A 20580-nucleotide genomic window follows, 5' to 3' on the forward strand; every position below is an offset into this window, starting at 1 on the left:
GGATCCGGTAAGTAGCTGATCAGTCTTGGCTGCCACTGGGCAGTGGTCAAGCGCCAGTGCTTGCGAAACATCCTGTCAAACAACAATAATGCGACTAATTATCAATTAGCACGCTGGTAGCCGCTCATGTCCGCTCCCGATCATGCCGCTCTGCATACGCTCTACAGCGAACACAATGGTTGGCTGAAAAGCTGGCTACGCGCCCGCCTGGGCAATGCCAGCGATGCTGCCGACCTGGCCCAGGACACCTTTATCCGTGTACTGAACGCCCGCAATGCCCAGACGATCCGCGAACCGCGCAGCTACCTGGGGGCCATTGCCAACGCGCTGATGATCGACAAATTCCGTCGCAAGGCGCTGGAACAAGCCTACCTGGCAGAACTGGCAAGCCGACCCGAGTGCATGGCCGACTCGCCGGAAAAACGCCTGCTGATCCTCGAAACCCTGGTGGCGGTCGATACCTTGCTCGATGGCTTGGGCGAGCGCACCCGCAACATCTTCCTGACGGTGCAACTGGAAGGCTTGAGTTATGTCGCCACCGCCGAACGCCTGGGCGTCTCGGTGACCACGGTGAAAAAGCATTTGATCCGCGCCATGACCCACTGCCTGCTGCTGACGGACGACTGAATGGCACACTCGCTGGATTACCGCACCCTGGAAGCGGCCGCCACCTGGTACGTGCAACTTAATGCCGCACCGCCCACTGATGCCCAGCTCCAAGCCTGGCAGGCCTGGCTGAGCACAAGCCAGGCCCATGCCCAGGCCTGGGCCCGCGTGGAAAAACTCCAGCGCCAGTTCGGCAATCTGCCTGCCGACGTTGCCCTGCCGACCCTGGCCGGTGTCCGCGCGCGCCGTCGTGCCGTGCTCAAGACCCTCGCACTGCTCATGGCTGTGGGTACCACTGGCTGGGCGGTGCGCGAAAGCAATCCTGCCCAAGCACTGATGGCTGAACTGCGTACCGGCAAAGGGCAACGACGCGAGGTCAAACTCAGCGATGGCAGCGAGCTGGTACTCAACACCGACAGTGCGGTGGATATCCGCTTTGATGGCCTTCAACGCCAGCTGCGTTTGTATCGCGGCGAGATCATGGTGCAAACCGCCAGCGACCCCGCTGCCCGCCCCTTTGAGGTACTCACCGCCGAAGGCCGGGTTCGCGCGTTGGGTACACGCTTCAGCGTGCGCAGCGATGAGGGCCAGAGCCGGGTCAGCGTATTGCAACACGCGGTAGAAATCCGCCCTGTGGATAACCCGCTGATGATGCTGCGACTGGAAGCAGGACAATCGGTCAGTTTCACCCAACAACGTATCGGCAGCGCTCAAAGCGCCGCGCCAGGTACCGGTGCCTGGACCCAAGGCATGCTGACCGTGATCGAATGGCGTCTAGCTGACTTTGTCAGTGAACTGCGCCGTTATCGCCCCGGTGTACTGCGCTGCGCCGAGAGCATCGCCGATTTGCGTTTATCCGGCGCCTTTCGCATTGATGACAGTGACACCCTTCTGGAAAACCTCGGTGCCTCCCTTCCGGTCAAGGTCAACTACCTGACTCGCTATTGGGTCAGCATCGAGCCGGCCTGAATAATTTCAAAAAGTGGGTTGCCGATTTTCATTCTCATTCGGCTACGCAGTTAAAGCAGCAAATTCAGCTGCACCTCTGCCCAGCCAAATCGAAGGAAAACCTGCATGACCCGCTCTTGCCCTCGCCCACTGGTTCGCGCCGTTCACCTGGCATTGTTTGGCCTGACCCTGGCCCCACTGCCAATGTTGGCAATGCTGCCAACGCCCGCCATGGCACAAAGCGCCAGCAAGAGCTTCCAGATTGCACCCGGGGCGCTGGGCACCAACCTGAGCCTGTTTGCGACCCGCGCCAACATCACCCTGTCGTTCGATGCCCGCCAAACCCAGGGCAAGCAATCGGCCGGCCTGCAGGGCGACTACACCGTGGAAGAAGGCCTGGCGCGGTTGCTTCAGGGCAGCGGGCTACAGGCGCAGCGCCAGAGCAACGGTGGCTATGTGTTGATCGAAACTGATAACAGCGGTGCCCTGGAGCTTGGGGCAACCACCATCAACAGCCAGTTGCTGGGCGAAACTACGGAAAACACCGGCTCCTACACCACCGCCGTATCGCGTACCGCCACCAAGTTACCGCTTTCGATCCGTGAAACACCGCAGTCGGTCACCGTGGTTACCCGCCAGTTGATGGACGACCAAGGCGCTCAAAGCATCTCCGATGTGTTGCGCAACACTCCCGGCGTTTCGGCCCAGGCCTACGACAGCGACCGCACCGAATTCTCCAGCCGTGGCCTGGTCATCACCAACTACCAGTACGACGGGGTCAACACCATTTATGACGGTGTCTATGGCGAAGGCACTGCCCACGTCGACATGGCCATCTATGACCGCGTCGAAGTGCTCAAGGGCGCGACCGGCTTGATGACCGGCTCCGGCGACCCATCCGCTACCGTCAACCTGATCCGCAAGAAACCCACTGCACAGTTCCAGGCCTCGTTGAGCGGCAGTGCTGGTAGCTGGGACAACTATCGCGGCGAAGCCGACGTGTCCGGGCCGCTCAACAGCAGTGGTAACCTGCGTGGGCGCTTTGTCACTGCACAACAAGACAAACAGGGTTATCAAGATCACTATCAGCAGAAGAAAGAGGTGTACTACGGCATTCTCGAAGCCGACATTACCCCCGACACCTTGCTGACTGTGGGTATGGATCAGCAGAACACCACCCCTCGCGGCACCTCCTGGACCGGTAACCCGGTGTACTACGCCGACGGCGGCCGTACCGATTTTTCCCGCTCATTCAACCCAGGCGCTGACTGGAGCCGTCGCGACTTCCAGAACCGCACCTACTTTGCCTCCCTTGAGCAGGCCCTGGCCAATGACTGGTCACTCAAACTCAGCGTCAACCAATTGCAAAGCGACCACGACACCCGCCTGGCCTCTGCCAGTGGTGGCAGCCCGGATCGTGACGGCAACGGTATGTTTTTCTACTGGGGCCGCTGGGAAGGCCATCGCGTGCAGAACACTGCTGACCTGAGCCTGTCTGGCCCGTTCAGCCTGTTGGGACGGCAACACGACCTGGTGGTCGGCTACAACACCGCCCACTCACGTCAGACGGGTAGCACCTGGGACACCAGTGAGTTCGGCCTGGTACCCGGCAGCATTTTCGACTGGAAAGGCCATATTGGTGTACCGGACTTCCCGAAAAACGGCAAATACGAGCAGAAGAAAAGCCAGAACGGTGCCTACATCGCCACCCGCCTACGCCCGACCGATGCGCTCTCGGTGATCCTCGGCACGCGGATCAGCACCTTCAAGTATCACGACGATTACGACTACGACGGCCTGAATCCGAACTTCCGCGACAACTCCGCCAGCTATAAAGAACATGGCGTGGTCACGCCGTATGCCGGTGTTGTGTACGACCTCAACGAAACCTATTCGGTGTACACCAGCTACACCTCGATCTACCAACCGCAGACCAACAAAGACATCAACGGCGTTACCCTCGACCCAGTTGAAGGCGACAGCTACGAAGCCGGCCTGAAAGCCGCCTATTTCGACGGCAGGCTCAACGCCAGCCTGGCCTTCTTTCGCATTGAACAAGACAACGTCGCCGAATCGATCGGCACCAACCCGATCACTAACGAAGGCATCTACAAAGCCACCAGCGGCGCTACCACCAAGGGCCTGGAGCTAGAGATTGCAGGTGAACTGCAAGAAGGCTGGAACCTGTCGGCGGGCTACACCTACGCCCGCACCCGAGATGCCGACGAGCAACGCATCTATGGCTTCCCGATGAGCACCAGCAAACCTGAACACCTGGTGCGTGTGTTCACCACGTACCGCCTGCCTGGCATGCTCGACAAGGTGACCGTCGGTGGTGGCGTGAACTGGCAGAGTGCGTTCTACGGCAAGATCTACAGCGGAGCTGTGAACGACTACACCTACATCAAACAAGGCGGCTACACCCTAGTCGACCTGATGAGCCGCTACCAGTACAACGAGCACCTGAGCTTCACCGTCAACGCCAACAACGTATTCGACAAGCGCTACCTGACCGGCCTGGGTAACTTCGACACCACCTGGTACGGCGAGCCGCGCAACCTGATGCTGACCACGCGCTGGGACTTCTAAATCCGTGGGAGCGGGCTTGCCCCGCGATGCGATGTAACAGATAAACCGCAATCGCGGGGCAAGCCCGCTCCCACCGGTTTTCAACCTTGAAGCAACGCCTGTAGCGCCCGGCAATCGGCCGCATGCCAGTCGGTCAACTCCGGCCAGGGGTTGTCCGGCAGGTTGACCAGAATGGTTCTGGCACCTGCTGCACGACCGCAATCAAGGTCAAAACGGTAATCACCGACCATGACCATCTCGGCAGGCGCCACGCCCCACGCATCGGCCAGTTTCAGCAAGCCTCCGGGATGCGGCTTGGGCGGTGCTTCGTCACGCCCCAGCACATACTGCTCGGCAAAGCAGTCAGCAAGACCGATGGCCTCCAATGTCACGTGCGCCAGCTCGCGGGCATTGCGGGTCAGAATGCCTAACTGACACCCACGCCCAACCAGCGTGCGCACCAGCTCCACAGCCCCCACGGCAGCCTGCGAACCAATCGCCAGGTCACGTTCATGCTCCAGCAACCACGCGTGTTTGGCCGCAGCTTCGGCAGCCGGCAGCGCCGCCAGATGCGTGAGGATGTCGTCCGCCGGCGGAATGTCCAGCGCTTCGCGAATCGCGGCAAAGTCATGCACCGCGACGGTCAGGGTGCCGTCCATGTCGAACACCCAATGGCGGATTCCGTTGAGGCTCATGCCCAATCCTTACGGTGACGAGTCAGCCCTTCCTGGCAAGACGACGCCACCAGTTGCCCTGCCTGATTGAAGATGTTGCCACGGGAAAAACCACGGGCATTGCCGGCCCATGGGCTGTCCATCGCGTACAACAGCCACTCGTCAGCGCGCAGGTTGCCGTGGAACCACAGCGCATGGTCGAGGCTGGCAATCTGCATATCTTTCTGCCACACCGACTTGCTATGAGGCAGCAGTGAAGTGGTCAACAGACCGAAGTCCGAGGCATAGGCCAGCATGTATTTGTGCAGTGCTGGCACGTCCGGCAGGGTGCCGTCTGCTCGGAACCAGATGTACTTTACCGGCTCGCCCGGTTGCGGGTTGAACGGGTCTTCTGCGGTAACCGGGCGCATTTCGATTGGCTTGGCGCAGAGCATTTTTTCGCGGATGGATTCCGGCAGGCGGTCGGCCATGCGCTGGAACAACTCCACTTCCGAAGGCAGGTTTTCCGGGCCCACCACGCTTGGCATCTGCGTCTGGTGTTCAAAGCCCTCCTCGTCATACTGAAACGAGGCACTGCAGGTAAAGATGGTCTGACCCTTCTGGATCGCCGTTACCCGCCGGGTGCTGAAACTGCCGCCATCGCGAACCCGGTCAACCGAATAGACCACCGGCATCGAGGCATCGCCCGGGCGCAGGAAGTAACCATGCAAAGAATGCACGTGGCGCGCTTCTTCCACCGTCTGGCTGGCCGCCGACAACGACTGGCCCAGCACCTGACCGCCGTACAGCTGACGAAACCCGAGGTCCTGGCTCCGGCCGCGGAACAGGTTTTCCTCAATGGCTTCCAGACTCAACAAATCGACCAGATCGTCCAACACGTGGCTCATTCAAGATTCTCCAAAGCAAAGCGCAACTGCGACAAATGATACAGGGTTTGTCATAGCTCACCTGTATGCCGTGCAATTCAGCCACGCAGGGTTTGCTGCCACTGTTCCCGGTTAATGCGGTACAGCACATGGGCGCGTAACGGATGATCCGCCGGTAATTTGGGATGCAGAAAGCTTCCTTGCACATCCTGCTGCATGCCGATGGCCTGCATGACTTTCTGTGAAGGCAGGTTACTTTCCGTGGTGAACGACACCACCTGCTCCAGGCCCAACTGGGCAAAGGCACAGCGCAGGCTGGTCCAGGCGGCTTCGCTGGCAAAGCCCAGCCCCCAATGACGACGTGCCAGGCGCCAACCAATTTCCACCGCGGGGGTGAAATCGGCGTCGAAATTGACATTGAGCAGCCCGGTCATGCCGATAAAAGCGCCCGAGTCTTTGCGCTCCAACGCCCACAAGCCAAAACCGTATTCATTGAAGTGACCACGGATCCGGCCAATCAGCGCCGCACTTTCAAGGCGCGTCAGTGGGGCGGGGAAGTAACGCATGACCTGAGGGTCGGCACACATGGCAGCGAACTCGGTGAGATCGTCATCCTGCCATTGGCGCAGCACCAGCCGTGCACTTTCCAGTTCGAGTATGGGGGTCATTGCCAGCTCCTGAGCGCATCACCTGCAGTGTACAGCGTAGGCAAGCGCAAGAAAGCTGGCTGTCAGCGCCATGCAAGCATCACTACGCCCAGAGTGACCAGGCTGATGCCCGCCCACTGACGCAGGTCGAGTTTTTCGCCAAGCAAGGTGACACCGAGCACCGCAACCAGCACCACACTGAGCTTATCCACAGGCGCCACCTGCGATGCCTGGCCTAACTGCAGGGCGCGGAAGTAGCAAATCCACGAGGCACCAGTGGCCAGCCCGGACAACACCAGAAACAGGTAACTGCGTGCTGAAATGGAATTCAGTGACTGGTATTGACCGGTGGCGTAAAGAATCAGCGCCAGGCTGATCAAGACCACCACCGTGCGCAGCAAGGTCGCGAAATCAGAGTTGATGCCACTGATGCCGACCTTGGCAAAAATCGCAGTCAACGCCGCGAATACTGCCGAAAGCACAGCCCAGAATGTCCAGGAAGCGAGCATGTGTGCGCCTTATGCGAGAAGTCGTGCTTTCTACAAAGTAGCGCAATGGCAACTGCAACTGGCAAGATCGACTTCTGACTTGCTCAAGAACCTGCCATGCCCCTGCCGCTGATTTACCACGACGACTACAGCCCGGCATTTCCCGCCGAGCACCGCTTCCCAATGGACAAGTTTCGCCTGTTGCGCGACCACCTCGTCGACAGCGGCCTGACCACCGACCAGGCGTTGCTGCGTCCGCAGATCTGCCCGAACGACATCCTCGCCCTGGCACATGATCGCGATTACATCGAACGCTACATGAATGGCGAACTGTCACGCGAAGACCAGCGCCGCCTCGGCCTGCCCTGGAGCGAAGCCTTGGCCCGACGTACCGTCAGAGCGGTAGGTGGCTCACTGTTGGCCGCCGAGGAAGCCTTGAAGCATGGCATCGCCTGTCACTTGGCCGGTGGCACTCACCATGCTCACTACGACCACCCTGCCGGTTTTTGCATCTTCAATGACTTGGCGATCATCAGCCACTACCTGCTCGAGGCCGGTCACGTCCATAAAGTGTTGATCTTCGACTGCGACGTACACCAAGGTGATGGAACGGCGCGGATACTCCATAACACCCCCGACGCAATTACCGTGTCGTTGCACTGCGAGCAAAACTTCCCGGCACGCAAAGCGCAAAGCGACTGGGACATTCCCTTGCCCAGAGGCATGGGCGATCAGGCCTATCTGAAAGTGGTGGAAGACGCCCTCAACTACCTGCTGCCGTTGTACCGCCCGGATATTGTGTTGTATGACGCCGGCGTGGATGTGCATAAAGACGATGCCCTCGGTTACCTGCAATTGACCGATGCAGGTGTCGCAGCACGTGATGAACATGTACTGCGCCAGTGCCTAGGCCGGGATATTCCGGTGGTTGGAGTCATCGGCGGTGGCTACAGCAAAGACCGCCAGGCTCTCGCACGCCGCCACGGCATTCTTCATCACAGCGCCAGCCGGGTATTGGGTTACTCACAATGACTGTGGAACCGCCTGTGGATAACCTGCGTGAAAGCCACTGCAGCCCTTTAACGGCCTGGGCTTGAAGCAACTGTTCATTTTTTGCTCAGTGCTTCCGCCCGCGCTGCTGAGGTAGAATGCCGGCTCTTTTTCCAGCTTACAGCCGACCATGACCGACACCCCCTCCACCCGCCGCCCACACGTTGTGATTATCGGAGGCGGCCCGGCCGGACTCATGGCCGCTGAGGTGCTCGGTCAGGCCGGGGTTGCGGTGGATCTGTACGACGCCATGCCGTCGGTAGGTCGAAAATTCCTCTTGGCCGGGGTCGGCGGTATGAACATCACCCATTCCGAACCTTACCCGGCGTTCATTTCGCGCTATGCCGAGCGCAGCAGCGAAGTCGCCAAGCTGCTGGAACACTTCGATGCCGATGCCCTACGCCAATGGATTCACGCGCTGGGCATCGAAACCTTTGTCGGGACTTCTGGCCGCGTGTTTCCTCGCGATATGAAGGCCGCGCCACTGCTGCGCGCCTGGCTCAAACGCCTGCGTGACATCGGGGTCGTTATCCACACCCGTCATCGTTGGCTTGGCTGGAGCAGCGATGGCAGCCTGCGGGTGGCTTATCCACAGGGTGAACTGGCGCTCAAACCTGACGCCACCTTACTGGCCTTGGGTGGTGGCAGTTGGGCGCGCTTGGGCTCTGATGCAGCCTGGTTGCCCTGGCTTGTGGATAAAAGCGTACAGGTTGCGCCGTTGCAAGCCGCCAACAGCGGATTCGAAGTCAACGCCTGGAGTGATCTGCTGAAAAGCAAGTTCGCTGGCGCCCCGCTGAAGAACATCGCCCTGAGCCTTGCCGGGCAAACTCCGCGTCTGGGTGAATGCATTGTCACCGCCCAAGGCCTTGAAGGCAGCCTGGTGTATGCCTGGTCGGCACAGATCCGTGAAGCCATTAACCGCACAGGCAGCGCCACTGTACTGCTTGATCTGTTGCCCAACCGCTCTGTGGATAACATCCACAAGGCCTTAACCAAGCCACGCGGTTCACGTTCGATGGCCAAGCACCTGCACAGCCAGCTCGGCCTGGACGGGGTCAAGGCAGCGCTACTGCGCGAGCAAACCGATGCACAGACCTTCGCCGACCCAGCCTTGCTGGCCCAGGCGATCAAGGCCCTGCCGATCGAGCTGGTGCGCCCTCGCCCATTGGATGAAGCGATCAGCAGCGCGGGGGGCGTTATGTTTGAGGCGATGGATGAGCACTTGATGCTCAAAGCGCTGCCGGGGGTGTTTTGTGCCGGCGAGATGCTCGACTGGGAAGCCCCCACCGGCGGCTACCTGCTGACGGCGTGTTTCGCCAGTGGCCGCAAAGCCGGGTTCGGGATTCTGGACTGGCTGAAGCACTGACCTGTGGGAGCGGGCTTGCCCCGCGATGCGATGTGACTGACAGATCGCTATCGCGGGGCAAGCCCGCTCCCACTTGCTCAAGGCTTACGCTTGCGTGGCCCGGTATTGAAGGCAGGCACCTTACGCACTGGCTTGGCCACCGGTGCCGTAGCCGTTTCAGCACTGTCCATCCAGCGGCCCAGGCTGCGTTTGCTGCTGCTTTCCTTGGGCTTCTTCGGTTTCTTCGGCTTTTTCAGGATCTGGCCACTGGCATCTGTCATCGGCACTTTGTGGTCAGGGATGAAGTCCGGCTCTTCATGTCGTGGCAAGGTTTTGCGCGTCAGCATTTCAATTGCCGATAACAGCTGCACTTCATCAGCACACACCAGCGAAATTGCCTCACCGGTATTCCCCGCACGCCCGGTACGACCGATACGGTGGATGTAGTCTTCCGCGACAATCGGCAGGTCGAAGTTGACCACCAGTGGCAGGTCGTCGATATCCAACCCGCGCGCTGCAACATCAGTGGCGACAAGAATCTGGATTTCACGCGCTTTGAAACTGTCCAGAGCACGTTGCCGAGTTGCCTGAGGCTTGTCACCATGAATGCCGTCGGCGTTCACACCTTCGCCGCGCAGGCGTTCAACCAGTTGATCAACGCCATTACGGGTTTTGGCAAACACCAGCACCTGCTTCCAGCGCTGTTTGCGCATCAGGTGGCTGAACAGCTCTGGCTTGCGTTTTTTGTCCACCGGCACAATCCACTGCTTGACGGTGCTGGCGGTGACGTTGCGCGGGCTGACTTCAATGCTCAACGGATCATTCAAGGTTTGCCCGGCCAGCATGCGGATCTCATCGGAAAACGTCGCCGAGAACAGCAGTGTCTGCCGACGCACTGGCAACGCGGCGTAGACTGCGCGCAGCTCTTCGGCAAAGCCCAGGTCGAGCATGCGGTCAGCCTCATCGAGCACCAACGCCTGCAACTGGTTGAACTTCACCGCGTTCTGACGGAACAGGTCAAGCAAGCGCCCCGGCGTTGCTACCAGCAGGTCGATACCTTTGCGCAGCTTCATCATCTGCGGGTTGATGCTGACACCGCCGTACACCGCGTAGGTACTCAGCGGCAGGTGTTCGGCATATTCACGGATGTTGCTGTGCACTTGCTCGGCCAGTTCGCGGGTGGGCACCAGCACTAAAGCGCGAACCGAATTGCTGGCGACCTTGGCACCCTCAAGGGTCAGGCGCTGCAGCAGCGGCAGGGCGAAGCCTGCGGTCTTGCCGGTACCGGTCTGGGCTGCGGCCATCAGGTCGCGCCCTGCCAGCACGGCAGGAATGGCCTGGGCCTGGACTGGCGTCGGGGTGTTGTAGTCCAGGCGCTCAAGCGCGCGCAGCAAGGGTTCAATCAGGCCAAGTTTGGCGAATGTCATAGCGGTACCGTCAGGGGAATTCAGCAATGCCGGCAGTTTACCTTGTTCGGCCTGCAGCTTCCTGACAAACCGTTGCTACTTGCACAGCTCACCATCTGCGGGCGCTTGCGCCTTGCTGACTGTGGTTGCCGGCTTGCGCCACTGCGGCAGACCAATGAGCACCACTGCCCCGATGATCACCGCCATCGCCACACACTCCTCGAAACCAATCTGCTCGCCGGCAAACAGAATGCCCAGCAACACCGCCACCGCCGGATTGACATAGGCGTAGCTGGTGGCCGCCGCCGGACGCACATGCTTGAGCAAGTACATGTAGGCGCTGAAGGCCAGGATCGAACCAAAGAACACCAGGTAGGCCAATGCGCCCCAACCTGCCGCTGTCGGCATTTGGGTCATGCGCTCACCACTGAGCGCACTGCCCAGCAACAAGACAGCACCGCCGACCAGCATCTCAGCCGCGCTGGCCATCGGTCCTTGGGGCAGCGGCAAGCTTTTACTCCAGACCGAACCAAACGCCCAGGAGGCAGCAGCAAACAGGATCAACGCAGCGCCCATGGGGCTGGCCTGCAGGTTCGAGCCGAGGTTGAGCATGGCGATACCCACCAGCCCAAGGAAGATGCCAGCCCATTCCAAGCGGGTGTTGCGATGCCCCCAAAACAAACCGAACAGCAAGGTAAACAACGGAACCGTGGCCACCGCCAGCGCGGCAACACCAGAGGCCACGCCAGCATGCTCGGCTAAGGTCACGCCACCGTTACCACAGCTGAGCAACAGCACACCGATGATGCCGGCAGCACGCCACTGCGGCCAGGTCGGCGCAGGCACGCCACGCCAGCGCAGGAAGCCATACAGCAACGTACCGGCAATCAGAAAGCGCACCCCAGCCATCAGCAGCGGCGGCCAGGATTCGACACCAATGCGAATGACCAGGTAGGTAGAGCCCCACACCAAATACAACGCAAGGAAAGCGCCGATCAAAACCAACGGGAAGCGACGAGGGGAAGACATGAGGGGCTCGAAATTTATTTGTCGGAGCGTTAGTTTAGAAAGGCGTGGATGCAAACATAAGTTACAAAACCTGTTTAAAAGAGCCATACACTTTTGAAAGCACGGTTCTTAAGGCCTATAGCTTTCGAATCATAAATCGCCTCAGGATTCCCATGGACAAGTACGATCGAATGCTCCTCAGTGCCTTGCTGGAAAACGGCCGCGCCTCGTTTGCCGAGCTCGCGCGCAAGGTCAACCTGTCGGCGCCAGCGGTTGCCGAACGTGTCGCCAAACTTGAGGCCAGCGGGGTTATCACTGGCTATCAAGCCAACGTCGATCTGGAGAAAATCGGCCTGCCCATTCAGTGCGTGATCGAACTGCGCCTGGCCAGCCATGGCAATCAGCAGGCGTACGAAGCACTCACACAGATCCCGCAGTTGACCGAATGCCACCGGGTGACCGGTGATCCTTGCGTGATCATGCAAGCTGCCGTTGGCTCAATGCCGGAGCTGGAAGCACTGATCAACCGCGTTGCCCAGTTCGGCTTCAGCAAAACCTCGATCATCCTCTCCAGCGCAGTGGAACGGCGCGTGCCGTTGAGCCACCTTGAGCACAACGGCAAGAAAGCTTAACGGTAGGCCTTGAGTGCCTCAGTGATCTTCGCCGCAGGCACCTTCTGCAGGCTGCAGAACAACTGGTGGGAGACCGCATTGACACCTTGCTTACGCAATTGCCCGGCCAGATGCTGAGCCAGGTTGGCAGCCATTTCGGCATCGGCCATCGCCCGGTGAGCGGTGCCGGTGTCTGGCAGGCCGGCCCAGCGCGTCAGGGTGCCAAGCTTGTGATTGGGAGCGGCGGGCATTAAGCGCCGGGCCAATAGCATCGAACAGGCAAAACGCTGACTGCGAGCACGGCCGATCTGGGCCAGTTCATAGTCCCAGAACTTCTGGTCGAACGATGCATTGTGCGCAAGCATCGGCGTATCGCCAACGAACTCGGCCACTTCACTCATCACCTGAGCAATAGGCGGCGCCGTACGCAGCATGGCCGTGGTGATGCCAGTCAGCCCGGCAACGAATGCAGGCACCGGCAGGCCAGCGTTCATCAAACTCTGGTAGCGCTCGACAATACGACCTCGCTCGAGCATGACCACCGCCACTTCCGTGGCCCGGCAATTGACACCTGGCGAAATACCGGTGGTTTCAAAGTCGATAACAGCGATACGTTCCAAACTGAACCTCAGTAAAACTTAGTGCCGCAGCAGCAACGCGCCTTCGATGGGCACATAACGGCTGGCAGCGCGAATCAGGGAGTTGGCGGTCAGGCCCGGGACACCATAGGCAACCGCTTCGATGCCGTGGCGACTGATAACCCGCTCCAGCAGTAGGTCGAAATCGCCGTCACCCGATGCCAGCACGACTTCATCGACCCTGGCCGCAGCATCGATCACGTCCAGCGTAATCCCGACATCCCAGTCGCCCTTGGCAGAGCCATCGCTGCGCTGGATGTAAGGTTTGAGTTTGACGGTAAAACCCAGGTTACGCAGGATTTGCTGGAACTGCTGCTGTTTGCTGTCACCGCGATCGATGGCATAAGCGACCGCCTCGACAATCTGCCCATGCTGACTGATGTCGGCCCACAGCGCGGCATAGTTGAAATGACAGCCATAAGCCTGACGCACGGTGTAATAGAGGTTCTGCACATCGGCGAACACCGCGATCTTCTTCACCGCTCTTCCTCATGGCGCCGTGGCGCGATTGCCGGCCGCCGCACACCGGGGCCGTTGTGGCGCCCAGTATGCCAGCACGAAGGCGGTGCGGGTATGCGCACTCAGACGAAGGTGTCGTCGCCGTCGAAGAAACCGCCGTCGTCGCTACCGTAATCGCTGTCCATGAAACCGCCCTGATCGTTGCCATAGTCGCTGTTGTCAGCGGTCAGGCGTTGCTCATCATTGCTCCCCCAGCCACCGTTGTCGCTAGCTGGTGCGGGCTCTTCCTTGATGACCTCTACCACCTCTTCAGGTTGTGAATGATGGTTGAACAGGCTGCTGATGCCCTGCGCCAGCATCACACCACCTGCCACACCGGCCGCCGTTTGCAGAGCACCGCCAAGGAAACTGCTGGCGCCACTGCGGGCGGGCGCCTGAGTGGGTGCGGCATTGAAACCTTGCTGCGCGGCTGTGCCGGGCTGGCTGAAGCCCCGCGCCGGCTCACGCCAACCACCACCAGATGCACTGGCTGACGCTTGCGATTGAAGCGGTTGAGGATCACGGGTGCCGCTGCCGAAGATACTGGAAAGAAAGCCCCCGCTGCTGTTCGAGGTGGTGGCAGCCAGTTGTGCCTTGGCCTGTTTGAGTTCGGCCTGCAGTTGCTTGTTTTGCTCGTCCAGGCGCTTGAGTGCAGCTTCTTGAACCAAAATCGCCTGAGCCATGTAGTAAGGCGCAGCGGGTTGTTGTTGCAGGTGCTCGGTAATCCGGGCCTGAGCCTGGGCGTCACGCGGGGTCGCCGGATCCTCGGCTTGCCTGAGCCGGCCAAACAGGCCATCGATCAGGGTTTGTTCTTCACTGTTCATGGGGCAACCTCACACTAAAGCCAAGGGATTTCAGGTTCATTGAAAATGGGGGGCGCAAGCTGCGGATTCAACACAAGCTGTGATGAAACTTTCTTCAGGTTAAAGGCTGGCTGGGCTAAAGTTACGCCCTGCTTTTTTTCAAAATGATATCGACCGATGAATCCGCTCAGTGTTTTGCGTGACTCCCTGTATTTCTTCCGCCGCCACCTGCTGAGCATCGTCCAGCTGTGCTTGCCGCTGGTGGTGCTCGAAGCACTCCTCACCCAAATGCTCTATCAGCAACTGGGCAAAGACGCCTCACAGATCTACGGCATGCTGGCCAGCCTGTTGTTTTACCCGCTGTACAGTGCTGCCCTGATTCTCTACCTCGACACCCGCAGCAACGGCTACACGCCGCTCAAACGCAATCTTCTGGCCATGGCGTTGCGCCTGTGGCCATCGTTCACGTTGATGATCATGCTCAGCTCGCTGTTGATCATGGCAGGCGCCGCGCTGTTCATCCTTCCGGGTATCTGGGTGATGATCAACCTGACCTTTGCCGAGTACCTGCTGGTACTACGCGGCCTTCCGCCACTGGCAGCCATGCAGCAAAGCTTCCAGATGACCACGGGCAACTTCTGGCGGATTCTCACCTGTGTACTTGGCGTCCTCGCCCCGTTGTGGCTGATCGATGGTTTGAGCCAAATGCTGGTTCCGCAGCCTTCGCCACTGATGCAACTGGCCCTCGACAGCGGTAATGGCTTCTTGCAGCTGTTCAGCACCGTCGTGATGTTCCGCCTGTTCATGCTGGTCAGTGAAACCGCTACGCAGCGGCCTGAGGCGTGAGCTAACACGGAAGTCTTTCGGTCTCCAATCTGCGTTTTACGGGTTACAAACTGCGTGCAAAGCAGCTAGCTGCTTTCACGCAAACCTGCACATTCACAGATAAGGACATCTTATGACCGATATCCAAGAAGACCCGCGGTATCTCGATTACACCAAAGATTTTTTTGCAAGAATCACCATGATTGACAAGAGATACCCAAGTTTAGAATATGCGCTGAGTCTCAGCTGGGACAGAACTAAACTTGCCCCTCAATACGACTGGCTCCTGGCAAGCAGCTATCTAGTGCCTGGACCAACCTTCAAATTCGCCTATCACTCACAAACCGAAAACCGCCTGCACTTCAATATTTCCGATACGGGCCAAAACGCCAACAAGAAGCTCGGCGTCAGCCGTAACGGCTACCTGGGGCTGTATGAAGTGTCGGAGGTCTCTGATTACTGGAAGCTTGAACCTCTGAGATGGACCGACAGAGGCCTGGTTTGTCAGTGGCGCGATCATCGAGGCCACGAAGTAAAGCAACTCGGTGGCACGGGGCTGCGTTTCTTCGGTGAGCCCGTGTTCTACCTGAACGTTGACGGTGGCGAAGTGCACCACTTTTTGATCGAGATGATGCCAGCAGGGGGTTGGCCAGATACTGAAGAATAACGCGCCAAACTGCCGGGGCGTCAACCGATGCTAACGCTCCGGCACTATCGTTGAGCAAAATTCATTGCCGATTCGCTCCGCGGGTCTTGAATCGTGCCGTTGCCTCCATCGCCAACGGATCATCTGTTCACTAGTGTTTCAGATAACGCCCCTTCAAATCTTTCTTCACTTGCGCATAGCAACTGGCCCTGCCTGAGGCTTGAGCTGAAACGGAAGTCTTTCGGTCTCCAATCTGCGCTTTACGGGTTACACACTGAGCACGAGGCAGCTAGCCGCTGCTCTCGCGCAAACCCAAACAATGTACAGATAAGGAAATCCCATGACCGATACCCAAGATCAAGAGCTGTACGCCGAAGATACCTCGGAGTTTCTAGGCCGAATCTACATGCTTAAAGATGGCCGTGAAATCCCACTGCGTCTCAGCCAATCCACCGACAAATTTACCTGGGGCTTTACCCCTGAAGACGACTGGCTCCAGGCCGGCGGCAAAGAAGAACCGCCGCTGTTCAAGTTTGTCTATCACTCAGAAACCGAAAACCGCCTGCATTTCAACATCTCCGGCACAGGGCGTAACGCCAAGAAGAAGCTCGGAGCCAGCCGTAATGGCTACCTTGGGCTTTACGAAGTGTCGGAGGTCACAGACTTTTGGAAGCTTCAGCCACTGAACTGGACTGAAGAAGGCTTGGTTTGCCTGTGGCGCGACCACCGCGGGCATGAGGTCAAAGCGATCGCTGACACCCCTCATCACCAAAAAGGCACCTTCTACCTGCTGAACGTTGAAGAGGGTGAAATCCACGAGTTTCTGGTCAAGCGGATTGACTGAAGCGCTCGCCCAGGCCCAAGAGCAGCTCTCCGCTGCTCTTGGGCAACGGCTACTACCATTGCGCAACAATCATTACCGATTCGTTCCGCGCGGCTTGGCCCGCGCAGTTGCCTCCGCCACCAACGGATCATCCGGCCAATAGTGCTTCGGATAACGCCCCTTCAAATCCTTCTTCACCTCGGTGTAAGTAGTGCGCCAGAAGTTGGCCAGATCCTGCGTCACCTGCACTGGACGGCGCGCAGGTGATAACAGATGAAGGAGCACCACCTGACGACCTTGGGCGATGCGCGGCGTGTCGGCCAGGCCAAACAACTCCTGAAGCCGCACAGCCAACACAGGTGGTTGCTCACTGTAGTCCAGGCGGATGTTCGACCCAGAAGGCACATTCAGGTGTACCGGCGCCCATTCATCCAATCGCTGTGGCAATGGCCAGGGCAACAGATTGCGCAGAATCGACGACAGGTCGAGCTGGGCGAAATGGCTCAGGCGGGAAACCTTACCCAGATAAGGCTGTAGCCAGTCAGACAAACTTTCCAGCAGTGCCGTATCACTCAGGTCAGGCCATTCGCTGGTATCACCTGCCTGAAGGTCAAGGTGGCGCAACAATGCCACACGTGCTTGCCACTGGCGTAGCTCGGGCGTCCAGGCCAACAGTTCCAGGCCCTTGCGCCGTACCAACTCCAGCAATGCTTTGGCGCGGGCATCCTCGTCCAGACCGGTCAACGGTTCACGGCTGAGCACCAGTTCGCCGACTTTGCGTTGACGCTCAGCGCGCAACACGTTCTCGCGCTCGTCCCAGTCAAGGATGTCAGCACAGGTCACCTGTTCGGCCAGTACCCCATCGAACAACGCAGGATCGAATTCGGCGGCCAGATAGATGCGTTCTTCGCGCTGGCCCTGGCGGCTGCCCAGGTCGGCAACCACCAGCCACGGGTACTTCATCAGCGCATCAGCATCACCAAACATGGCTGCACGACCATTGGCCAGTCGGTATTCAGCCCCGCCGGCGCGGCGTTGTTGGGCAACCCGGTCTGGATACGCCAGCGCCAGCAACGCGCCGAGCCAGCGGGAATGCTCCGGGTCGGCAACCGCTGACCGCGCCTTACCACGCAAGTACCCCCGATATTGTCGGGCCAATTGCCGAGCACGTTGCACGCCACCCTGCCCGCCTTTGCTCGCCCGCGTTTCGCCACTCACCAACGCCAGGCGCGTGTGCAGGTCAGCACCGCCGCCACGCAAAATATCGCGTTCGCCCAAGAGCGCAGCGACATCACAGGCCATGTCCGCCAGGCCCAATTCCTGGCCGCGCAACAGCAGGTGGGCGATGCGCGGGTGCGCAGGCAATTCGGCCATGGCTTGACCGTGCTCGGTCAGGCTGTCCTGGCTACCCGCCTTGAATGCTCCCAGGCGTCGCAACAGATCCAGCGCTTGCGCATAAGCTGCGGCTGGCGGTTGATCCAACCAACGTAATTGATCCGGTGTGACGCCCCAGCGTGCCAACTGCAAAGCCAAACCGGCAAGGTCAGCCTGGAGAACTTCGGCGCTGCCATAGGCGGCCAGTTGATCATGCTGAGCTTCAGACCACAGCCGGTAGCACACTCCTGGCTCAAGACGCCCGGCACGCCCGGCGCGCTGAGTGGCGCTGGCACGCGAGATGCGTTGAGTATCGAGGCGGGTCATGCCGCTGCCTGGGTCGAAACGGGGCACCCGTGCCAGCCCCGCATCAACCACCACACGCACCCCATCAATGGTCAGGCTGGTCTCGGCTATGTTGGTTGCCAGTACCACCTTACGCTTGCCAGGTGGCGCGGCATCAATGGCTGCACGCTGGGCGTTGAGCTCAAGCTCGCCGTGCAACGGGCACAGAAGCAGGTCTTGCCGCTCTCCCAGTGCCTCTTGCAACGATTGATGCACCCGGCGGATTTCAGCCTGACCTGGGAGAAACACCAGCAGGCTTCCCGGCTCATCGGCAATCGCCTGCATAACCGTGTCGACTACCCGCGGCTCGATGAATTCCCCCGGCTGGAACGGCCTTCCCCAGCGCACATCTACCGGGTACATGCGCCCTTCGCTGCTGATCACCGGCGCCTCATCGAGCAGACCCGACAAGCGTTCACCTTCTAGGGTTGCCGACATCAGCAGAATTTTCAGCGGCGGCTGATCGCGCAGCAGCTCGCGGCCATTGAGGCTCAGGGCCAGAGCCAGGTCAGCATCAAGGCTACGTTCGTGGAACTCGTCAAAAATCAGCAGGCCAACGCCCTCCAGCGCAGGATCAGCCTGCAGCCGACGGGTGAGGATGCCTTCGGTGACCACTTCGATGCGGGTGTTGGGACCAACTTTGCTGTCGAGCCGAATCCGGTAGCCGACGGTTTGCCCGACTTGCTCACCCAGCTCACTGGCCAGCCGCTCGGCAGCTGCACGCGCGGCCAGGCGCCGTGGCTCAAGCATAAGAATGGTCTGGCCCTGCAACCACGGCTCATCCAGCAACGCCAGCGGCACGCGGGTAGTTTTGCCGGCGCCGGGTGGCGCTTCCAGCACAGCTTCATGGCGCTGGTTCAGCGCCTCGCGCAAGGCCGGCAATACGGCATCGATCGGTAACGAAATCATGGTAGCCCTCAAACAATGCGCCGAGTATAACGGCGAACCGAGCCTGCTCTATCATGGTCTTAGCTGTAGATACCGGCTCATTGCCTGTATCTTTGAGGCCTTCATTCCGGAGATATTCATGCGTATTCCTTCTCGCATCATTGGCGGCGCCCTGATCGCCACCCTGCTGACTCAGCTATCGGCCTGCGGCACGATTTTCTACCCTGACCGGCGCGGTCAGATCGAAGGCAAGATCGACCCTGTGGTCGCCGCAATGGACGCCATTGGCATTCTGTTTTATGTGCTCCCCGGCCTGATTGCCTTCGGTGTCGACTTCGCTACCGGCGCTATTTACCTGCCCGGCGGCCGCTCGGCTCAGGTCGCCCCGGAAAAGCTCAACCAAGCCATCACTGCCGACGGCAAGGTCGACAACAGCAAACTGCAGGCTATCCTCGAAACCGAACTGGGCCAGCGCCTGCCGTTGAACGACCCACGCCTGATCCAGCACAAGGGCAGTGTCGAGCAACTGGCAATGTTTGGCCTCAAGCCCGCCGCCTGAGTACCCAAAGGATGCCCTCGGCAGGATGAACTCTTCGGCTGAACATCGGCGCCTGCTGCGCCTGGCCACTCGCGCATCACTGGCGGTGGCCAGCATTCTGGTGCTGAGCAAGGCGGTGGCCTGGTGGCTGAGCGGCTCGGTGAGCCTGCTGGCGGGCCTGACTGACTCGGCACTCGATGGTGTCGCCTCATTCCTCAATTTGTTGGCCGTGCACTACGCCCTGCGCCCCGCCGATGACGATCACCGTTATGGCCATGGCAAAGCTGAAGCCATGGCTGGCATGGCTCAGGCGCTGTTTATTGCCGTCAGTGCGGTACTGATTGGCGTGCAAGCCGTCGAGCGATTACAGAATCCTCAGCCGCTAGGCAGCACCGCCATCGGTATTGCGGTAATGCTGCTGTCACTGGCACTGACAATCGCTCTATTGATGCTGCAGGCTCGGGTCATACGCATTACCGGCTCCACTGCGGTGCGGGCCGACTCGCTGCATTACCGCTCTGATTTGTTGCTCAACGGCAGCATCCTGCTCGCCCTGGTACTGGCCCGCCTGGGCTGGCCACAGCTGGATGCCTTCTTCGGCCTGGGCATTGCCTTGTACATCCTCTGGAGTGCTGTGCAGATTGCCCGGGAGAGTACGTCGATTCTGATGGACCAGGAACTGCCGGGCGACATCGGCGAGCAGATGCTGGCGCTAGCCTGCAGTGTGCCCGGCGTGCGCGGCGCCCATGACCTGCGTACTCGGGTTTCCGGCAGTCACTGGTTCGTGCAAGTACACCTGGAGTTACCCGGCGACCTGCCCTTGACCCAAGCCCATGACCTCTGCGAGCAGGCGGCAGCGGCGATACATGGCAAGTATCCAAGGGCCGAAGTACTGGTACACGCCGACCCGGTGCACTGAGTATCGGTAGGAGCGGGCTTGCCCCGCGATGCGATTTAACTGAAAAACCGCAATCGCGGGCCAAGC

The 20580-nt window shown here is 59.7% G+C and carries 21 protein-coding genes; 11 read left to right on the plus strand and 10 right to left on the minus strand.

What is annotated here, in order from left to right:
- The first annotated feature begins 126 nt into the window (after positions 1-126).
- From E1573_RS02500 to E1573_RS02510, 3 genes are all read left to right on the plus strand, one after another.
- Positions 127-627: a sigma-70 family RNA polymerase sigma factor gene (locus tag E1573_RS02500; RefSeq protein WP_133210342.1), complete on the plus strand. Its 501-nt coding sequence runs from the start codon at positions 127-129 to the stop codon at positions 625-627.
- Entirely contained in the window at positions 628-1575 is a 948-nt protein-coding gene (locus E1573_RS02505) for a FecR domain-containing protein (RefSeq protein ID WP_133210344.1), read from the plus strand.
- Positions 1576-1680: 105 nt separating this feature from the next.
- Complete coding sequence (locus E1573_RS02510) at positions 1681-4143, plus strand: TonB-dependent receptor (RefSeq protein WP_133210346.1); 2463 nt, start codon at positions 1681-1683, stop codon at positions 4141-4143.
- A gap of 80 nt (positions 4144-4223) precedes the next feature.
- On the opposite strand, the gene E1573_RS02515 is transcribed toward E1573_RS02510, so the two are convergent.
- From E1573_RS02515 to E1573_RS02530, 4 genes are all read right to left on the minus strand, one after another.
- Positions 4224-4817 (minus strand): HAD family hydrolase, encoded by a 594-nt coding sequence (locus E1573_RS02515; protein ID WP_133210348.1) that lies wholly within the window; start codon positions 4815-4817, stop codon positions 4224-4226.
- A complete protein-coding gene (tesB, locus tag E1573_RS02520) occupies positions 4814-5683 on the minus strand; it encodes an acyl-CoA thioesterase II (protein ID WP_133210350.1) in 870 nt (289 codons plus the stop codon). The genes E1573_RS02515 and tesB overlap by 4 nt, the downstream gene beginning before the upstream one ends.
- 77 nt (positions 5684-5760) lie before the next feature.
- The gene (locus E1573_RS02525; protein WP_133210352.1) at positions 5761-6330 is read right to left on the minus strand and encodes a GNAT family N-acetyltransferase; all 570 of its coding nucleotides are present in this window, start codon (positions 6328-6330) and stop codon (positions 5761-5763) included.
- Positions 6331-6392: 62 nt separating this feature from the next.
- Complete coding sequence (locus E1573_RS02530; RefSeq protein ID WP_133210354.1) at positions 6393-6818, minus strand: EamA family transporter; 426 nt, start codon at positions 6816-6818, stop codon at positions 6393-6395.
- 96 nt (positions 6819-6914) lie between these two features.
- Here E1573_RS02530 and E1573_RS02535 point away from each other — a divergent pair, with 96 nt between their 5' ends.
- Together E1573_RS02535 and E1573_RS02540 are read left to right on the plus strand one after the other, a co-directional pair.
- Complete coding sequence (locus tag E1573_RS02535; RefSeq protein WP_133210356.1) at positions 6915-7829, plus strand: histone deacetylase; 915 nt, start codon at positions 6915-6917, stop codon at positions 7827-7829.
- Between the two features lie 148 nt (positions 7830-7977).
- Positions 7978-9213 carry a TIGR03862 family flavoprotein gene (locus E1573_RS02540; RefSeq protein WP_133210358.1) on the plus strand — a complete coding sequence of 412 codons (1236 nt, stop codon included), beginning with the start codon at positions 7978-7980 and terminating at the stop codon, positions 9211-9213.
- A 77-nt stretch (positions 9214-9290) separates the two neighbouring features.
- Here E1573_RS02540 and E1573_RS02545 read toward each other — a convergent pair whose 3' ends face one another.
- A complete protein-coding gene (locus E1573_RS02545) occupies positions 9291-10619 on the minus strand; it encodes a DEAD/DEAH box helicase (protein ID WP_133210360.1) in 1329 nt (442 codons plus the stop codon).
- Between the two features lie 75 nt (positions 10620-10694).
- On the minus strand, positions 10695-11627 hold the full coding sequence (gene yedA / locus E1573_RS02550) for a drug/metabolite exporter YedA (protein WP_133210362.1): 933 nt from the start codon (positions 11625-11627) through the stop codon (positions 10695-10697).
- A gap of 152 nt (positions 11628-11779) precedes the next feature.
- Here yedA and E1573_RS02555 point away from each other — a divergent pair, with 152 nt between their 5' ends.
- Positions 11780-12238: an Lrp/AsnC family transcriptional regulator gene (locus E1573_RS02555; RefSeq protein ID WP_133210364.1), complete on the plus strand. Its 459-nt coding sequence runs from the start codon at positions 11780-11782 to the stop codon at positions 12236-12238.
- Here E1573_RS02555 and E1573_RS02560 read toward each other — a convergent pair.
- From E1573_RS02560 to E1573_RS02570, 3 genes are all read right to left on the minus strand, one after another.
- Complete coding sequence (locus tag E1573_RS02560) at positions 12235-12837, minus strand: PolC-type DNA polymerase III (RefSeq protein ID WP_133210366.1); 603 nt, start codon at positions 12835-12837, stop codon at positions 12235-12237. The two genes, E1573_RS02555 and E1573_RS02560, sit on opposite strands and share 4 nt — an antisense overlap.
- Positions 12838-12855: 18 nt before the next feature.
- Positions 12856-13335 (minus strand): NYN domain-containing protein, encoded by a 480-nt coding sequence (locus E1573_RS02565; RefSeq protein ID WP_133210368.1) that lies wholly within the window; start codon positions 13333-13335, stop codon positions 12856-12858.
- Between the two features lie 101 nt (positions 13336-13436).
- Positions 13437-14177 carry a DUF2076 domain-containing protein gene (locus tag E1573_RS02570; RefSeq protein ID WP_133210370.1) on the minus strand — a complete coding sequence of 247 codons (741 nt, stop codon included), beginning with the start codon at positions 14175-14177 and terminating at the stop codon, positions 13437-13439.
- A gap of 156 nt (positions 14178-14333) precedes the next feature.
- Between E1573_RS02570 and E1573_RS02575 the strand changes: the two genes are divergently transcribed.
- From E1573_RS02575 to E1573_RS02585, 3 genes are all read left to right on the plus strand, one after another.
- Positions 14334-15002 carry a hypothetical protein gene (locus tag E1573_RS02575; RefSeq protein WP_133210372.1) on the plus strand — a complete coding sequence of 223 codons (669 nt, stop codon included), beginning with the start codon at positions 14334-14336 and terminating at the stop codon, positions 15000-15002.
- A 112-nt stretch (positions 15003-15114) separates the two neighbouring features.
- Entirely contained in the window at positions 15115-15648 is a 534-nt protein-coding gene (locus E1573_RS02580; protein WP_133210374.1) for a hypothetical protein, read from the plus strand.
- A 319-nt stretch (positions 15649-15967) separates the two neighbouring features.
- Positions 15968-16471 carry a hypothetical protein gene (locus E1573_RS02585; RefSeq protein WP_133210376.1) on the plus strand — a complete coding sequence of 168 codons (504 nt, stop codon included), beginning with the start codon at positions 15968-15970 and terminating at the stop codon, positions 16469-16471.
- 72 nt (positions 16472-16543) lie between these two features.
- Here the strand turns inward: E1573_RS02585 and hrpB are convergent, their stop codons facing one another.
- Positions 16544-19078 carry an ATP-dependent helicase HrpB gene (hrpB, locus tag E1573_RS02590; RefSeq protein ID WP_133210378.1) on the minus strand — a complete coding sequence of 845 codons (2535 nt, stop codon included), beginning with the start codon at positions 19076-19078 and terminating at the stop codon, positions 16544-16546.
- Positions 19079-19196: 118 nt separating this feature from the next.
- On the opposite strand from hrpB, the gene E1573_RS02595 reads away from it, so the two are divergent.
- Both E1573_RS02595 and E1573_RS02600 read left to right on the plus strand, forming a co-directional pair.
- A complete protein-coding gene (locus E1573_RS02595; protein WP_133210380.1) occupies positions 19197-19616 on the plus strand; it encodes a polyribonucleotide nucleotidyltransferase in 420 nt (139 codons plus the stop codon).
- Positions 19617-19641: 25 nt separating this feature from the next.
- Positions 19642-20514, plus strand: coding sequence for a cation diffusion facilitator family transporter (locus E1573_RS02600; protein WP_133210382.1), 873 nt, complete (start codon positions 19642-19644; stop codon positions 20512-20514).
- Positions 20515-20580: the final 66 nt, after the last annotated feature.

Source organism: Pseudomonas sp. H9 (genome assembly GCF_004353925.1).
GTDB lineage: Bacteria > Pseudomonadota > Gammaproteobacteria > Pseudomonadales > Pseudomonadaceae > Aquipseudomonas.

Bases quoted from the DNA above. Each gene is read 5' to 3' on its own strand.
- E1573_RS02540 (WP_133210358.1), top strand. From the start codon at position 7,978: ATGACCGACACCCCCTCCACCCGCCGCCCACACGTTGTGATTATCGGA.
- E1573_RS02530 (WP_133210354.1), bottom strand. From the start codon at position 6,818: ATGCTCGCTTCCTGGACATTCTGGGCTGTGCTTTCGGCAGTATTCGCG.
- E1573_RS02555 (WP_133210364.1), top strand. From the start codon at position 11,780: ATGGACAAGTACGATCGAATGCTCCTCAGTGCCTTGCTGGAAAACGGC.
- E1573_RS02580 (WP_133210374.1), top strand. From the start codon at position 15,115: ATGACCGATATCCAAGAAGACCCGCGGTATCTCGATTACACCAAAGAT.
- hrpB (WP_133210378.1), bottom strand. From the start codon at position 19,078: ATGATTTCGTTACCGATCGATGCCGTATTGCCGGCCTTGCGCGAGGCG.
- yedA (WP_133210362.1), bottom strand. From the start codon at position 11,627: ATGTCTTCCCCTCGTCGCTTCCCGTTGGTTTTGATCGGCGCTTTCCTT.
- E1573_RS02595 (WP_133210380.1), top strand. From the start codon at position 19,197: ATGCGTATTCCTTCTCGCATCATTGGCGGCGCCCTGATCGCCACCCTG.
- E1573_RS02575 (WP_133210372.1), top strand. From the start codon at position 14,334: ATGAATCCGCTCAGTGTTTTGCGTGACTCCCTGTATTTCTTCCGCCGC.
- E1573_RS02600 (WP_133210382.1), top strand. From the start codon at position 19,642: ATGAACTCTTCGGCTGAACATCGGCGCCTGCTGCGCCTGGCCACTCGC.
- E1573_RS02500 (WP_133210342.1), top strand. From the start codon at position 127: ATGTCCGCTCCCGATCATGCCGCTCTGCATACGCTCTACAGCGAACAC.
- E1573_RS02585 (WP_133210376.1), top strand. From the start codon at position 15,968: ATGACCGATACCCAAGATCAAGAGCTGTACGCCGAAGATACCTCGGAG.
- E1573_RS02510 (WP_133210346.1), top strand. From the start codon at position 1,681: ATGACCCGCTCTTGCCCTCGCCCACTGGTTCGCGCCGTTCACCTGGCA.
- E1573_RS02525 (WP_133210352.1), bottom strand. From the start codon at position 6,330: ATGACCCCCATACTCGAACTGGAAAGTGCACGGCTGGTGCTGCGCCAA.
- E1573_RS02545 (WP_133210360.1), bottom strand. From the start codon at position 10,619: ATGACATTCGCCAAACTTGGCCTGATTGAACCCTTGCTGCGCGCGCTT.
- tesB (WP_133210350.1), bottom strand. From the start codon at position 5,683: ATGAGCCACGTGTTGGACGATCTGGTCGATTTGTTGAGTCTGGAAGCC.
- E1573_RS02515 (WP_133210348.1), bottom strand. From the start codon at position 4,817: ATGAGCCTCAACGGAATCCGCCATTGGGTGTTCGACATGGACGGCACC.
- E1573_RS02505 (WP_133210344.1), top strand. From the start codon at position 628: ATGGCACACTCGCTGGATTACCGCACCCTGGAAGCGGCCGCCACCTGG.
- E1573_RS02535 (WP_133210356.1), top strand. From the start codon at position 6,915: ATGCCCCTGCCGCTGATTTACCACGACGACTACAGCCCGGCATTTCCC.
- E1573_RS02570 (WP_133210370.1), bottom strand. From the start codon at position 14,177: ATGAACAGTGAAGAACAAACCCTGATCGATGGCCTGTTTGGCCGGCTC.